The sequence below is a fragment of the Mesorhizobium sp. WSM4833 genome (assembly GCF_055811095.1).
Window position 1 is genome coordinate 160,655 of the sequence record NZ_JBVVQG010000002.1, and the last position, 14,632, is coordinate 175,286.

At 63.3% G+C, this 14,632-nt stretch carries 15 protein-coding genes; 7 read left to right on the forward strand and 8 right to left on the reverse strand.

The features are described 5' to 3' along the window. The first annotated feature begins 157 nt into the window (after nucleotides 1-157). Genes AC0L2D_RS03910 through AC0L2D_RS03925 form a run of 4 tightly spaced genes read left to right on the forward strand, consistent with a single transcriptional unit; the run spans nucleotide 158 to nucleotide 3,999 of the window. Nucleotides 158-1,018: an FAD binding domain-containing protein gene (locus AC0L2D_RS03910; RefSeq protein ID WP_064993974.1), complete on the forward strand. Its 861-nt coding sequence runs from the start codon at nucleotides 158-160 to the stop codon at nucleotides 1,016-1,018. Continuing rightward, a complete protein-coding gene (locus tag AC0L2D_RS03915; RefSeq protein ID WP_013530647.1) occupies nucleotides 1,018-1,494 on the forward strand; it encodes a (2Fe-2S)-binding protein in 477 nt (158 codons plus the stop codon). Before AC0L2D_RS03910 ends, AC0L2D_RS03915 begins: the two co-directional genes overlap by 1 nt. Before the next feature lies 1 nt (nucleotide 1,495). Next, on the forward strand, nucleotides 1,496-3,766 hold the full coding sequence (locus tag AC0L2D_RS03920; RefSeq protein ID WP_473540406.1) for a xanthine dehydrogenase family protein molybdopterin-binding subunit: 2,271 nt from the start codon (nucleotides 1,496-1,498) through the stop codon (nucleotides 3,764-3,766). Further along, a complete protein-coding gene (locus tag AC0L2D_RS03925; RefSeq protein ID WP_013530645.1) occupies nucleotides 3,754-3,999 on the forward strand; it encodes a MoaD/ThiS family protein in 246 nt (81 codons plus the stop codon). Before AC0L2D_RS03920 ends, AC0L2D_RS03925 begins: the two co-directional genes overlap by 13 nt. Nucleotides 4,000-4,305: 306 nt before the next feature. On the opposite strand, the gene AC0L2D_RS03930 is transcribed toward AC0L2D_RS03925, so the two are convergent. From AC0L2D_RS03930 to AC0L2D_RS03945, 4 genes are all read right to left on the reverse strand, one after another. Further along, nucleotides 4,306-6,363: a TRAP transporter permease gene (locus AC0L2D_RS03930; RefSeq protein ID WP_224674550.1), complete on the reverse strand. Its 2,058-nt coding sequence runs from the start codon at nucleotides 6,361-6,363 to the stop codon at nucleotides 4,306-4,308. Between the two features lie 86 nt (nucleotides 6,364-6,449). Next, a complete protein-coding gene (locus AC0L2D_RS03935; protein WP_013530643.1) occupies nucleotides 6,450-7,439 on the reverse strand; it encodes a TAXI family TRAP transporter solute-binding subunit in 990 nt (329 codons plus the stop codon). A 237-nt stretch (nucleotides 7,440-7,676) separates the two neighbouring features. After that, on the reverse strand, nucleotides 7,677-7,859 hold the full coding sequence (locus AC0L2D_RS03940) for a hypothetical protein (protein WP_473540407.1): 183 nt from the start codon (nucleotides 7,857-7,859) through the stop codon (nucleotides 7,677-7,679). 32 nt (nucleotides 7,860-7,891) lie between these two features. Then, on the reverse strand, nucleotides 7,892-8,248 hold the full coding sequence (locus tag AC0L2D_RS03945; protein ID WP_024501714.1) for a hypothetical protein: 357 nt from the start codon (nucleotides 8,246-8,248) through the stop codon (nucleotides 7,892-7,894). 256 nt (nucleotides 8,249-8,504) lie between these two features. Between AC0L2D_RS03945 and AC0L2D_RS03950 the strand changes: the two genes are divergently transcribed. Further along, a complete protein-coding gene (locus AC0L2D_RS03950) occupies nucleotides 8,505-8,945 on the forward strand; it encodes a hypothetical protein (RefSeq protein ID WP_473540408.1) in 441 nt (146 codons plus the stop codon). 3 nt (nucleotides 8,946-8,948) lie between these two features. Here the strand turns inward: AC0L2D_RS03950 and abc-f are convergent, their stop codons facing one another. After that, nucleotides 8,949-10,571 (reverse strand): ribosomal protection-like ABC-F family protein, encoded by a 1,623-nt coding sequence (gene abc-f, locus AC0L2D_RS03955; protein WP_473540409.1) that lies wholly within the window; start codon nucleotides 10,569-10,571, stop codon nucleotides 8,949-8,951. A 282-nt stretch (nucleotides 10,572-10,853) separates the two neighbouring features. Here abc-f and AC0L2D_RS03960 point away from each other — a divergent pair, with 282 nt between their 5' ends. Further along, the gene (locus tag AC0L2D_RS03960; protein ID WP_275952593.1) at nucleotides 10,854-11,141 is read left to right on the forward strand and encodes a hypothetical protein; all 288 of its coding nucleotides are present in this window, start codon (nucleotides 10,854-10,856) and stop codon (nucleotides 11,139-11,141) included. A gap of 90 nt (nucleotides 11,142-11,231) precedes the next feature. Here the strand turns inward: AC0L2D_RS03960 and AC0L2D_RS03965 are convergent, their stop codons facing one another. Continuing rightward, nucleotides 11,232-12,365: a transporter substrate-binding domain-containing protein gene (locus AC0L2D_RS03965; protein WP_473540410.1), complete on the reverse strand. Its 1,134-nt coding sequence runs from the start codon at nucleotides 12,363-12,365 to the stop codon at nucleotides 11,232-11,234. Between the two features lie 240 nt (nucleotides 12,366-12,605). After that, nucleotides 12,606-13,205: a YdeI/OmpD-associated family protein gene (locus AC0L2D_RS03970; protein WP_275952591.1), complete on the reverse strand. Its 600-nt coding sequence runs from the start codon at nucleotides 13,203-13,205 to the stop codon at nucleotides 12,606-12,608. A gap of 264 nt (nucleotides 13,206-13,469) precedes the next feature. Here AC0L2D_RS03970 and AC0L2D_RS03975 point away from each other — a divergent pair, with 264 nt between their 5' ends. Beyond that, nucleotides 13,470-13,856, forward strand: coding sequence for a hypothetical protein (locus tag AC0L2D_RS03975; protein WP_473540411.1), 387 nt, complete (start codon nucleotides 13,470-13,472; stop codon nucleotides 13,854-13,856). A gap of 245 nt (nucleotides 13,857-14,101) precedes the next feature. Here the strand turns inward: AC0L2D_RS03975 and AC0L2D_RS03980 are convergent, their stop codons facing one another. Beyond that, the gene (locus AC0L2D_RS03980; protein WP_027160820.1) at nucleotides 14,102-14,575 is read right to left on the reverse strand and encodes a cupin domain-containing protein; all 474 of its coding nucleotides are present in this window, start codon (nucleotides 14,573-14,575) and stop codon (nucleotides 14,102-14,104) included. Between the last annotated feature and the right edge of the window lie 57 nt (nucleotides 14,576-14,632).

The following is a 14,632-nucleotide window of genomic DNA, read 5'->3' on the forward strand; positions in this document are numbered from 1 at the left end:
TTCCAAAGCCGGTTGCTGCCATTCAGTGCGCCACTTTCGGCCTGTTGGACTGGATATTGCGGCGCCTGGCCCAATCGCCGCAGATGACGAACCGGATAGCCATTATGAGGAGACTGTTTATAACGGTCGCTGAAATCGCGATGACCAAGGGGAGACGATGCGCTACATACGTCCGCTTTCAATAGAAGATGCCGTTGGCCAGTTGGCCGGGTCGGCTGGTACGGCCGCCATCCTCGCCGGAGGCAGCGACCTCCTGGTCAGGATGAAGGGCGGCTTTGCCGAACCAGAGTTGATCGTCGACATCAAGGCGATCGATGGCTTGAGCGAGATCCGGGAAACGGCTGAAGGCTTCAGCATCGGCGCCGCGGTCCCTTGCGCCGTCCTGGGGGAGAACATCGCCCTCAAGAAGGCATGGCCTGGTGTCGTCGAGGCGGCCAAGCTGATCGGCTCCAAGCAGGTGCAGGGCCGCTGCACCATCGTGGGCAATCTCTGCAACGCCTCGCCGGCTGCCGACAGCGTGCCGGCGCTGGTTGCCGCCGGCGCCAGGGCAGTGGTCGTCGGGCCGGCGGGCAGGCGCACGATCCCCGTACAGAGCGTGCCGACCGCGCCGGGCAAGACGTCGCTGGCCAAAGGCGAGATCATCGAGGCGATCCTGCTCGACAAGCGCGAGCCGCGGTCTGGCGATGCCTATCTGCGTTTCATTCCACGCACCGAGATGGACATCGCGGTGGTCAGCGCCGGGGTGAACCTGACGCTCGACGAGCACGGTGTCGTCAAATCGGCCCGCGTGGCGCTGGGCGCCGTGGCGGCGACGGTGCTTCTGGTCGAAGAGGCCGCGGAGGTGCTCGTCGGCTCCAGGCTGGACGAGGCGACGCTGGAGCGGCTCGCCAAGGTCTGTGCGGGCGCCTGCCGTCCCATCGACGACAAGCGCGGCACTATCGAATTCAGACGAAAAGTTGCGGGTGTGCTGGCCCAGCGGGCCGCCACATCAGCCTATGCACGTGCAGGAGGCAAATGATGGCTGGAATTGCAGTTTCAACGACAATCAACGGCGATGCTGTCGAGTATCTGTGCCAGCCCGACGAGACGCTGCTCGACGTCCTGCGCGATCGGCTGGGGCTGACGGGCGCCAAGGAAGGCTGCGGCACCGGCGACTGCGGCGCCTGCAGCATTATCCTCGACGACCGGTTGGTGTGCTCATGCCTGGTGCTCGGCGCCGAGGCTGAAGGCCGTCGCGTCGAGACCATCGAGGGCATGGCGCATGGCGATACGCTGCACCCGCTGCAGCAGAAATTCCTCGAGCACGCCGCATTGCAATGCGGCATCTGCACGCCGGGCTTCCTGATCGCAGCCAAGGACCTCCTGGCCAAGAACCCCGACCCGACCGAGGAGGAAATCCGCTTCGGCCTTGCCGGGAACCTCTGCCGCTGCACCGGCTACGACAAGATCGTGCGCGCCGTCCAGGATGCGGCCATCGTGATGAAGGGAGCCTGAGATGAATTTCGATCCACGTTTTTCCGGACGTAAATTCGCCTCCGTCGGCACGCGTCCGATCCGTCCCGACGGCATCGACAAGGTGACGGGCCGCGCGCGCTACGGCGCCGACTTCAACATGGCCGGCCAGCTGGTCGGGCGTGTTCTGAGAAGCCCGCACGCCCACGCCAGGATCGTCAAGATCGACATTTCGAAGGCGGAAAAGCTCGCCGGCGTCAAGGCGGTGATCACCGCGGCCGACCTGCCGGACCTCACCGATGGCGATGCCGCCATGTACGACGTTCTCGACAATTGCATGGCGCGCACGAAAGCGCTCTATGACGGCCACGCGGTGGCCGCGGTCGCCGCGATCGACGCCCGCACCGCCAGGCAGGCGCTGAAGCTCATCGAGATCGAGTACGAGCTTTTGCCGCACGTCACCGATGTCGACGAGGCGGCGAAGCACACGGCGCCCTTGATCAATGATGCCATCTTCACCGAGGGCCTTGAGGAAAAGCCGGTAAAACCCTCCAACGTCACCAAGCGCAGCCAGTTTGGCCATGGCGATGTCCATCAGGGTTTCGGGCACGCCGACTTCATCGTCGAGCGCTCCTTCAAGACCGAGCAGACGCACCAGGGCTATATCGAGCCGCATGCCTGCGTGGCGAATTTCAGCTCCGACGGCACCGCCGACCTTTGGGTGTGCACGCAGGGCCATTTCGTCTACCGCCAGCACTGCGCCCAGTTGCTTGGCATGGAAGCCTCGAAACTGCGCGTCACCTCCTCGGAGATCGGCGGCGGTTTTGGCGGCAAGACCCATGTCTGGGCCGAGCCGGTGGCGCTGGCGCTGTCGCGCAAGGCCGGACGGCCGGTGAAGCTGGTGATGACCCGCGACGAGGTGTTCCGCGCCTCGGGCCCGACCAGCGCCACCTCGATCGACGTCAAGATCGGCGCCCGCAAGGACGGCACCATCACCGCCGCCGAAGCGACGCTGCGCTACAGCTGCGGCCCGTATGCCGGCTCCTGGGCCGAGATCGGCGCCATGACCGCGTTCGCCTGCTACAAGCTCGATAACGTCAAGACGGTCGGCTACGAAGTGCTGGTCAACCGGCCGAAGACCGCGGCCTATCGCGCGCCTTCCGCACCCATGGCAGCCTTCGCGGTGGAAAGCGCTGTCGACGAACTGGCCAAGAAGATCGGCATGGATCCGGTCGACTTCCGGATCAAAAACGCCGCGCAGGAAGGCACACGGTCCTCCTACGGTCCGGTCTACGGCCCGATCGGCATCGGCCCGACGCTCGAGGCGGTGAAGAGCCATCCGCACATGAAGGCGCCGCTGGGCAAGAACCAGGGCCGCGGCATGGCTTGCGGCTTCTGGTTCAACTTCGGCGGCCAGACCTGCACCGACCTCAACATCGGCATGGACGGCTCGGTCTCGCTTGCCGTCGGCACAGTCGACGTCGGTGGCTCCCGCGCGTCGCTGTCGCTGGTGGCGGCGGAGGAACTGGGCATCGACTATTCCCAGGTCAAGGCGATCGTCGCCGACACGTCCAGCCTCGGCTACAACGACATGACGGACGGCAGCCGCGGCACCTTCTCCTCTTCCATGGCAACGATCTCGGCCGCCCGCAATGCGATTCTGATCCTGCGCGAGCGCGCCGCGCAGATGTGGGACATTGCCGTCGACGACGTGGTCTGGGAGAAGGGCCACGCGATCGCCAAGGGCGAGAAGCACGGCAATCTCGGCAAGCTGTCGCTGAAGGAGATCGCGGTCGAGTCGGGCAAGACCGGCGGACCGATCGCCGGCCACAGCGAGCTCGTCGCCGATGGCGCCGGCGTCTCCTTCGCCACCCATATCTGCGATATCGAGGTCGATCCCGATACCGGGGCCGCCAGGGTCATCCGCTACACGGTCGTGCAGGACGCCGGCAAGGCGGTGCACCCGACCTATGTCGAGGGACAGTACCAGGGGGGCGCCGCGCAAGGCATCGGCTGGGCGCTCAACGAGGAGTATATCTACGGCAAGGACGGGCGGCTGCAGAACGCCGGCTTCCTCGACTACCGCATCCCGGTCTGTTCGGACCTGCCGATGATCGACACCCAGATCCTCGAAATCCCCAACCCCAATCATCCCTACGGGGTGCGCGGTGTCGGCGAGACGTCGATCGTGCCGCCGCTGGCGGCGATCGCCAATGCGGTGTCGAACGCCGCGGGCGTGCGCATGACGCACATCCCGATGTCGCCGCCGCGCATCCTGGCGGCGATCGAGGCGGAACGGGAATGGTCGAAGTAACGCTCTGGGGCTCGCTCGCCGCGACCGCCGGAGGCAACAGCAAGGTCGAGATCGAGGCCAAGGACATAAGGGAGCTGTTCAGGAAGCTGGCTGAACAGTATCCCGGCCTCGAGCCCTTGATCGACAAGGGCATCGCGGTTGCCATCGACGGGACGATCTATCGCGATACGTGGTCGAAGAAGCTGCCGCAGGGGGCGGAGATTTTTTTGCTGCCGCGGCTGGCGGGGGGATAGGCGGACACATGGCAGGGTAAAAGGTGCACTGTCACCGTAATTCCCGTAATTCTAAGAAGGCCAAAAACCGCTGTTGGATTCGACCGGGAGGAGGGTCTGATTTGCGCCCCATGCCGGTCATCGCCACGGCTCATCGCCTCTTCTCACGAGCGGACATCTTCGCGACTAGGCTGAAGCTCGCTCGGCGCCGAGAACCCGCAGCGGAATGTCATGGACTCGATGGTCGGCCCTCTCATCTTTCCGTCCGCCCACCGCATATGCGCGACGTCGAAAACCCCGAGAAGGATTGCGTTGGAGCGGCGCTGATCAGACTGGTTGCGCCTCTTCAGTGTGGCGTGCGTTCCAATGGCGCAGCAGGACCGGGACCAAAAGCGCCACGCCGAGTAGCGAGGAATAGAGTTCGGGTGCCACCAGAAGCAGGGCGGCGAACACGAGCAGCACGTTTTCCCATGGGCGTGTGCGCACCAGAAGATAGCGCGATAGCGCGGCGCCCAGGCAGGTGATGCCCAGCACGCAGCCGAAAAAGGCGAGGAAGAAGTTCGGCCAGGTGAAATCCTTCGTCACCAGCAGCAGGGACGGTGAGAAGACGAACACGAAAGGAACCAGTGCCTTACCCATCCCCAGCCGGAAGGCGGTGTTGCCGGTCTTGAACGGGTCCGCCCCCGCCATGCCAGCGGCGGCGTACGCCGCCAGCGCCACCGGTGGTGTGATGTCCGCCAGCAGTCCGTAGTAGAACACGAAGAAGTGAGCGACGATCGGCTCGGTGCCGAGCATGACAAGCGCCGGCGCCGCGATCGTCACCATAATGATGTAGTTCGCGGTCGTCGGGATGCCGCAGCCCATCAGGATGCAGACGACGCCAGTCATGATCAAGGTGAACAATAGGGTCAGGCCCTGGGCCGAGAAGATCGCCTCGGGGATGAAGGTGCCGAAGAGAAGGGAAAGGTGTCCGGCCGTCGATGTGACGATGTAGGACAGCTTGAAGCCCACTCCGGTCAGGGTGACGACGCCCACGACGATGCCGACGGTTGCGGCAGCGGCTCCGACTGCGAGCGCATATTTGGCGCCGTCGCGCAGACACGTCACGATGTCGGCGACCGACATGCGCCGGCGCGGATTGAGCAAGCCGACGAGAATACACAAGGTGATGCCCCAGAAGGCGGCCATGTAAGGCGTGTAGCCCGAGAGCAGCACGCCGATGAGAACGACGAGCGGGATGATCGTCGGCCAGTCCCGCTTCAGCGCCTCGACGACATCGGGCATCTCGTCCGGCCTGAGCCCCCTGAGGCCGGTTCGCTTGGCCTCGAAATGCACCTGCATGAACACGCCAAAGAAGTGCATGAAGGCGGGCACGATGGCGGCAAGGATGATGGTCGTGTAGGGCAGTTCGAGAAATTCGATCATCAGGAAGGCCGCTGCGCCCATGATCGGCGGCGTCACCTGACCGCCGGTCGAGGACGCCGCTTCCACCGCTGCGGCGAAATGTTTCTTGTAGCCGAGCTTGATCATCGCCGGGATGGTCAGCGAGCCGACGGTAACGGTGTTGGCGACCGACGAGCCGGAAATCATGCCGAACAGCGCCGAGCCGAAGATCGACACCTTGGCGGGACCGCCGGCGTAGCGGCCGGCGACCCACGCCGCGCAGTCGAGGAAGAGCTGGCCGAGGCCAATGCGGGTGGCGAAGACGCCGAACAGCACGAAGTGGAAGACGTAGGTGGCGACGACGCCGAGCGCGATGCCGTAGATGCCCTGCGTCGTCAGATAAAGGTGATCGACAAGCTGGGAGACGGACGCGCCGGGGTGCACCAGAATGCTCGGCATGTACCGCCCCAACAGCGCGTAGGCCATGAAGACGACGGCGATGATGGGCAGCGGGATGCCGACGGAGCGGCGCGTCGCCTCCAGCAGAAGCAGGATGAGGATAAGGCCGAACACCACGTCGAGCGCCGTGGGATTGCCGACGCGGAAGGCAAGGTCGTCGAGCGGGATCATAGGCACGTGCATGACGACGACGACCGCAGCGATCGCCAGCAGCCAGTCGAAAAGGGGTATGCCGAGCGGCCGCAGGAGGCTGGACCGCGCGGGCTGGTCGTAGCTTTTCTTCACCAGCGGGAAGACGAGGAAGATCAGCGCCAGCACCATCGACAGGTGGATGCCCCGGTGCAGCATTTCCTGCAGCAGGCCGAAACCGGCGGTGTAGTAGTGAAACAGTGACAGCGCCACCAGGAGGAAGCCGACCAGCCAGCCCGCGACACGGGTCAGTGGCCGGAAGCGGATTTCGGAGTCGAATTTCTCCTCCAGTTCGCGAGCGTTCTCCTCATCGAACTCCATTGCGGAAAGCTTGATCTTGTCGTCATCGCTCATGGCCGGTTCCGTGTCCTGAATTTCCAGACAAAAGAGGCGGAAAGCATCCCTTCCGCCTCGTTGTTGTCAGCCGGTCCAAATGGCTCTTATTTCAGGGTGCCGACTTCCTTGTAGAATTTCTCTGCGCCGGGATGAAACGGAATGCCAGCGCTGGTAACCGCGTTCTGGAGCGTGATCAGCTTGCCCTTGGCGTGGCCTGCCTGCAGGGCCTTTTGGGTTTCGTCGCTGTAAAGCGACTTGACGATCTTGTAGACGAGGTCGTCGGTCTGCTTGGCGCTGGTCACCCATTGAGCGGCGACGGAAATGGTCTTGGTTTCGCCGACATTTTTGTAGGTGCCTTCCGGCACGGTATCGGTGGAGAAGAACTTCTGCTCGGACAGCAGCTTGTCGGCCTCGGGGCCGGTGATCGGCACCAGCGTGATGTTGTTGGTGGTGGCAAGCTCAACGATTGCGCCGGTCGGATAACCACCGACGAAGAAATAAGCGTCCATGGCGCCATCCTGCAGCCGCTCTCCGGCCGGGCCAGGCTTGAGATATTCGGGCTGCACGTCCTTTTCAGCCAGACCGTAAGCGCCAAGCACAAGTCGCGCATCGACGATGGTGCCGGAGCCCGGCTCGTCAAGAGAGACGCGTTTGCCCTTGAGATCCGCCACCGACTTAATGCCGGCGTCGGCACGCGCGACCAAATGGATCGTCTCGGGATAAAGCGTCGCGATGAGGCGCAGGTCGTCAATCTTGGGCTTGCCCTCATAGAGGCCGGTGCCCGAATGCGCCCAGTAGGCGACGTCGGATTGCGTGAAGCCCGATTCGGACGCGCCCGACTGGATGGCGCTGATGTTGGCCACCGAACCGTTGGAGGACGTGGCGGTGGCGACCAAGCCTTCGACGCCGGCCGCCCCGGTTGCCGAGATGGCGTTGGCGATCAGGCCGCCCACCGGATAGTAGGTGCCGGACGTTCCGCCCGTGCCGATGCGGAAAAACGCCTGCTGCGCGCGTGCCGGCGAAAATCCGGCCGCAGCCAAAGCCAGAGCGCCCGCGCCTATGGAAAAGGTGCGGCGGTTGATCGAAATAGTCATGCTACCTCCCAGTCTAAAAACCGGCAGGATGTTGCAGCGGCCAAGGTGTTGTCAACCTGTACACGCTTTTTGAGAGCGGATCGGTCCTCGCGGGCTGGCCGTGGCGCATCCTCAATAGGTGCAAATTTTGAAGAAGCACCAAAATTCGATCTGAGCCTTTATCATTGGTTGAACGGCAGTAGTTCGCATCCTTGCGCCAAAAAGCTGCCTGTCTGAATTCGGCCCAAACGCAGCCATTCACCTCAACCCGCCCCTATCTCTCCCTCCACAACCCTCAAATAAGCCGTCGCCTTGCCCCTCCGGCATCTGCAGGATGGTCAAGAGCGTCGTCAGCACGGTCAGGATCAGGGCGCCGAGGATGGTGCCGGTGTAGACACCGCGGCCCCCGAAGATCGAGGTGCCGCCAATGACGGCGGCCACCCCGGCGCCTTCCGCCCGGAAGGCGCGGCAGTCTATGGATACTTGGTCGGCGGTACGGCAGGGTTCAAATCGCCCTGCAGTTCCTTCGGCAGCGGCAGGCTTGAGCATTGCAGGTGCACTTCGCGGGCGAACAGCTTTCGTTGCTTCTGCTCATGCTCCTTGATGGCTGCTACGAGCCCCATCGAGTATGGACCAAGCAGGACGCCGAAACCCCATCCCGGATGCTCTTTCTCGCGAGCCTCGTAATCCGAAGCCGCCCTGCGGGCCTGCTGGCATGCCGGGGAGGCCCATTTCTGGTCCTGCTGCGAAAGCGACGCCTCATAGTCGACCGGGGAGGTCGCGCACCCAGCCACTGCCGCAGTCAATGCGAGGCAGATTGCGTTTCTCATCCGAAGCCTCTCCTAAGCCTTGTGAAGGGCCTGCATAGACCTGTTCATCCCACAAGGCGATAGCTGCGGTCAGGTGCCCTCCCCACCCTCCGCAACCCGCCGCCCTCTCCCCGGCCTTCCCGCAGCCGGATCGAACGATGCCTGGAACCAAATCACGGGGCCTGGAACCAAACCACGGGCGAGACTGTTCAGTTGTAACTTTGATCCCACGCTGACATCCCGGCCGGCAAAGCGGCGACATTGAGGAGTTCTCACCATGAAGATTTCATCCGGATTTCGTTCCATCGCGGTTGCCGCCATCGCCACCGCAAGCATCGGCTTTGCCAGCGCCGCGCATGCCAACAGCGGCACCATCCGCTTCGCCGTCTACAAGGCGGCCTTCTTCGTCGGTGGCTCCGGAGGCGAAGGAACGCTGACCTTCCATGGCCGCCGCTATCCCATCTCGGTCGGCGGCGTCTCGGGCGGTCTCGCCTTCGGCGTTTCCAAGACCTATTTCCGAGGTACCGTGCGCCACATCAAACGTGCGCGGGATGTGACCGGGGTCTATGGTGCGGCGGGCGGTGGCGGCGCGCTTGGCAAAGGGGCTCAGGTGATCGTCATGACCAATGACAAGGGCGCCCAGCTCGAATTGACAGGCAGGCAGGTCGGCCTGCAGGTCAACGCCGACCTCAGTGGCATGAGCATCTCGCTGCGGTAAGGGCTAGCTCCTCAGGCCCGGCGCTTCCTGCCCGGTGCGCTCGACATATTCCGTATAGCCGCCGCCATAGGTGTGGATGCCTTCGGGCGTCAGTTCCAGCACGCGGTTGGAAAGCGCCGCCAGAAAATGCCGGTCGTGCGAGACGAACAGCATGGTGCCCTCGTACTGCGACAGCGCCGTGATCAGCATCTCCTTGGTGGCGATGTCGAGATGGTTGGTCGGCTCGTCCAGCACCAAAAGGTTGGGCGGGTCGAACAGCATCAGCGCCATCACCAGCCGCGCCTTCTCGCCGCCTGACAGCACACGGCATTTCTTCTCGATCTCGTCGCCGGAAAAGCCGAAGCAGCCTGCGAGTGCCCTGAGCGGCGCCTGGCCGGCCTGGGGGAACGCGTCTTCCAGTGTCTGGAACACAGTGCGCTCGCCTTCCAGCACCTCCATGGCGTGCTGGGCGAAATATCCCATCTTGACACTTGGGCCCCGCGCGACCGTGCCGGTATCGGGCTCGGAAGCGCCGGCGACCAGCTTCAGAAGCGTCGACTTGCCGGCGCCGTTGACGCCCATGATGCACCAGCGCTCGCGGCGGCGGACCTGGAAATCGAGCCCCTCATAGATGCTGCGGCTGCCATAGCCCTTGTGGACGTTCTTCAGCGTCACGACATCCTCACCGCAGCGCGGCGCCGGCAGGAAATCGAAGGACACGGTCTGGCGGCGCTTCGGCGGCTCGACGCGGTCGATCTTGTCCAGCTTCTTCACCCGGCTCTGCACCTGCGCGGCATGCGAGGCGCGCGCCTTGAAGCGCTCGATGAAGGCGATCTCCTTGGCCAGCATCGCCTGCTGGCGCTCGAACTGAGCCTGCTGCTGCTTGTCGGCGATCGCCCGCTGCTGCTGGTAGAATTCGTAGTTTCCGGAATAGGCGGTCAGCGAACCGGCGTCGATCTCGACCACCTTGTTGACGATGCGATTCATGAACTCGCGGTCGTGCGAGGTCATCAACAGCGCGCCGTCATAGTTCTTCAGGAAGGATTCCAGCCAGATCAGGCTCTCCAGGTCGAGATGGTTCGACGGCTCGTCGAGCAGCATGGCGTCGGGCCGCATCAACAGGATGCGGGCCAGCGCCACGCGCATCTTCCAGCCGCCGGACAGCTTTCCGACATCGCCGTCCATCATCTCCTGCGAAAAGCCGAGACCGTCCAGCACTTCGCGGGCGCGGCCATCCAGCGCATAACCGTCGAGTTCCTCGAAGCGGTGCTGCGCCTCGCCGTATTTTTCGATGATCTCGTCCATCTGGTCGGCCTGCTCGGGATCGGCCATGGCCGCCTCGAGCGCTGCCATCTCGGCCGCGACTTCGCTGACCGGCCCGGCGCCGTTCATCACTTCGGCGACAGCGCTGTGGCCTTCCATGTCGCCGACATCCTGGCTGAAATAGCCAATGGTGACGCCGCGATCGACCTGCACCTGGCCTTCGTCTGGCTGCTCCTGGCCGGTGATCATGCGAAACAGCGTCGTCTTGCCGGCGCCGTTCGGCCCGACGAGGCCGACCTTCTCGCCCTTCTGCAGGGACGCCGACGCTTCGACGAAGACAAGCTGACGGCCGTTCTGCTTGCTGATGCTTTCAAGTCTGATCATGCGGTGTCCGGGGAATTTTGCTTGCGTGAAACGATTTGCCCGGCGCCTTACGCGAAGGATAGCCGCAAAGGAAGAGGCGCAAGCGCCGCACTCCGCCGATCTCCCCCCTCGTGGGGGAGATTGGCAGCTTCACCGCCAGACACACTCCAGAAACAAGATTCAACATCCGGGAAAAAATCGCGAAAACATCGCCTGTCATAACCACCCTCGCGGCGGTCACGCGGCCTGCGGCACAACGCGAAGAAATGGTCCCGAAACATGCAACGACGTTCGACCGGATGGATGGGTGCCCTGACAGGCATTTCGCTCGCCATGCTGGCCGTCGCACAATCGGGGGCGGAAGCAGCGGTCACCCGGAGCGAATATTGCAACCGGCTCGGTCTTCAACTCGACGGAGCCATCCAGACCAAAGCCAAACCCGGTGCCAGTGCGAGCCAGATCGCCGAGGCAACGGCACTCCAGGACAAGGCGAACCAGTTCTGTGCCGAGCGCAAGCAGGCCCAAGGCATCCGGACCTATGCCAACGCCCTGAAACTTCTTGGCGTGACACCGGTCGACCTGGACCAGTGACAGCAACACCAATCCCTGAAAGATAGGCCGCCACTCTCGGATAGCGAGGGCGGTTCTTCCAGCGCACCGCACTGCGGAAGTTCCTGCCGGCTACTTCTCGCCCAGATACTGGAAGACGGCCTGCTTCCACCAATCGCTTTCGATGGTCTGCAGGAGGGCGACATCGAGAGACTTGCGCAACGGGCTGCCGAGCGGCAGCGCAATGGCATATTGCTGCTGGTCGAACGTCGCATCGAGAACCTGCAGGCTTGTCGCGTAATTCTGCCCGACCAGCCAGCCAAGCAGCGGCTTGTCGTGCACCAGCGCGTCGATCTTGCCGGCGCGAAGCGCGTTGAGGCCTTGCTGGATCGAGGCAAAGTCCTGATGACGGATCTGGGTCGAATCCAGATAGGACGCCGTCGACGAGCTCTGCACCGCGCCGACCCTGACCGCGGCGAGATCGCTTTCGCCCTGCACCATGCCTTCCATCTGCGTCACCGTCAGCACCGATGTGACACCCGCGGTGAACACCGCGATCGCGATGATCGATCCCATCATCCAGAGCGCGGCCAGCACGCGCCCCGGCACGGTTCGCGGGCCGAAATCACCGGTGCTGGCCTGCGTCGCGGCGATGGTCGACCACCACATGCTGGAAAACAGTCCCTTGGCGACGCCGCCGCCGAAATCGTCATTGTGCCGGCGTTCGAACATCCAGATCAGGACGCCGACCACCACCGATATGATGACCAGCGCCAGCACCGCCTGCAGGAAGCCGAACGACGTCAGGGCATGCAGCACCGGCCGCCATGACGGCTGGTTGTTGAGCGGCGTCGCGATGCCGAGCCCGGTCGTGAAGAAGGGCTGCGTGAAGTCGACGGCCTTTTCGCGGTCGGCCGTGACCGTGATCGCGGCCATCGCCGCATCGAATCTGCCGCTGACCACGCCATCGATCTGGTCCTGCACGGCAGGCACTTCGACATAGTGGAAGCGCAGGTTGAGCCGCCCGGCTATTTTCTGCCAGAGGTCGATGCTCAATCCCGACCAGCTGCCGTCCTGCAGCTTGAACGCAAAAGGCGGCGCCTGTTTTATCCCGACCGAGATCTCTTTTGCCGGCGAGGCCGAGGGGGAAGCCAGGTCGGGAGAAGGCTGATCGGGCGAAGTCTGGGCAAGCGTGACCCCGGCTCCCACACACGCGACGATGACAATGAGACCCAGCGCCATCGTCCACGAAGCAACTCTTCTCAACGGCAACGACTCCCAGCGACCGGTCCGCCGCTCGATCGTCGCGGCTTTCGAAGGGTAGCCGCCGTGCCCTCCTCCGTCCACCAGCGATGTCGTTGCTGAAGCGGCCGCGCCACACCGACCCCGAATTGCGCGAAAACAAGCAGTTGGAACAATTTCGCGATTCAAATCCTGAAGCGCTTCGCGCAACGAGGGATCCCGTGAGGACAGGCTTGCGGCGCCGAAGACGAATTCGCGCCAACCTCACTTCCTGCCTTGCGGATGGATCGTCTCACCACGCTTCAGCATTGCCACAAACGTCTCGATCTTCCTCTTGCGCCCAGCCTCGGTCTTCATGTTGTGAATGCGGAAGGCGAGCGCGAAGCGGTTTTGCGCGTTGAGTTTTTCAAGCATCGCCTTCGCAGCGGGTTCGGCGTCTATGGCTGCTTGCAAATCATCGGGAATTTTCATCTCCTTGCCGCTGCCATAGGCGCGCGCCCAGCGCCCGTCCGCCTTCGCCGCTTCGACCTGTTTGAGCCCATGCTCGGTCATGCGGCCCTCCTCGACCAGCCGCGCCACATTGTCGATGTTGATCAGACTCCAGATGCTCTTCCTGCCGCGCGGCGTGTAGCGCTGCAGGAAGCTCTTGTCGTCCAACCCTTTGCGCACCGCATCGATCCAGCCGAAGCACAGCACCACGTCGATGGCTTGCTTGGGGGTGATCGATTTCAATCCGGACCCCACCTTGTGCATCTTGATCCAGACTTCGGCTTCCGTGGCGTGGTGCTTGCTCAGCCAGGCGTAGAAGCCGGCAGGATCCGCGAATTCGTGAACCTTGGCGGGATCGACCTTGATCGGCGCCATCAGTCGGCCTGCCCGTTCGATGCTGTTGCCGCTCGCGTCATCGCTCTCACTGTCGTCCTGCCTCCGGCATCATGCCCATCGTCATTGGCCAGCATCGTGGCATGAATTGCTGTCAGTTTCCGGCAGCAGACTTGGCAGGCGCGGACGGCGTTCCTTCGCGCCCCTCGGCCCGAACATTTTTCTTCCCGCCCCCCTGTAGAAAGTCCCGGAATACCTGCCATGCTCGTGCTCGGGCACGCCGTCTCGCTCCCGGGGGAATACGCCATGAAATCTCTGTTGCTCGCCTTTGTGTTGTTTCTCCCCACGGCCACCCTCGCCGAGCCGATCGAAACCCGGAAGATCATCACGGCTGTGACTGGCGATTTCAATGGCGACGGCGCCGTCGATCTTGCCATGGTGGTGGAGACCGAACCCGGCCATCCGATGGACGTCCACTTCTTCCTCAGGGACAAGGAGCACAATTACCTCAAACCCGTCGAGATCGTGCACGAGCAGATCCAAGGGGAATGGAACGGCTACGAGCGGGCGGGCTACGAGAACTCCGACACCGAGCCGGAACTGACGATGCTGCCCAACGGCTCGATCAAATTCTACCTGCCAGCGATGGAGATCGGCAGCGAACGGACCGACATGACGCTGACCATCGCCTAGCGCAATGATGCCTTCATCGTCGCCGGCTTCGCTTATGACCACTATGACTATTTGAAGGAGAATGCCGAAAGCGCCTGCGAGTACAATGTGCTGACCGGCAAAGGCACCAGCAGCGAAAAGCAGCCGGACGGCAGCACCAAGCACAGGACCGTCTCGGTCGAAGGCCAGACCATCGCCTTCAAGGACTGGAACCCCGGCACCCCTTCAGCGCTTGCGGCGCGTGATCGACGCCTCTTCGACCGACTTCAGCTTGGCGGCGGCGCTGCCGGCGTCAGCCCGTGGCGGCGCATGATGTCCATCATCCCAGCCTTGTCCGGCGGACCGCCGGCGGCGGCGTGGAACATGGCGAATATCTCGCGGAAATAGTCCGGACCGATCGCCGCTGGTGTGACGACGCACAGCGCTTTCGCATCCGCGCTGCCATTGTTGTCGAAGCGATGGACTGCGCCACGCGGAATGCACAGCGCTTCTCCCGGCCCGACCTCGATCGGCTTGCCGTCGACGGTCCAGGTCAGCACCCCTTCAATGCCGTAGATCGTCTCTTCGTAGTGATCATGGCTGTGCGCCGGCGCCAGCAGGCGCAGTCCGCTGGCAACCCTCAACTCAAAGGCGGCGATGCTGCCGTTCGAACTGTCGCCCGTCACCAGGAAGCGAATCGACAGCCCCTTGTCGCCGATGGTCTCATTGGCTGGATTGACCTGAAGATTCATGACCGACATTGCGCAAAGCCCTCCGGTAAATTACATTTACTCGCTATCAGTAAACTCAATTTACCG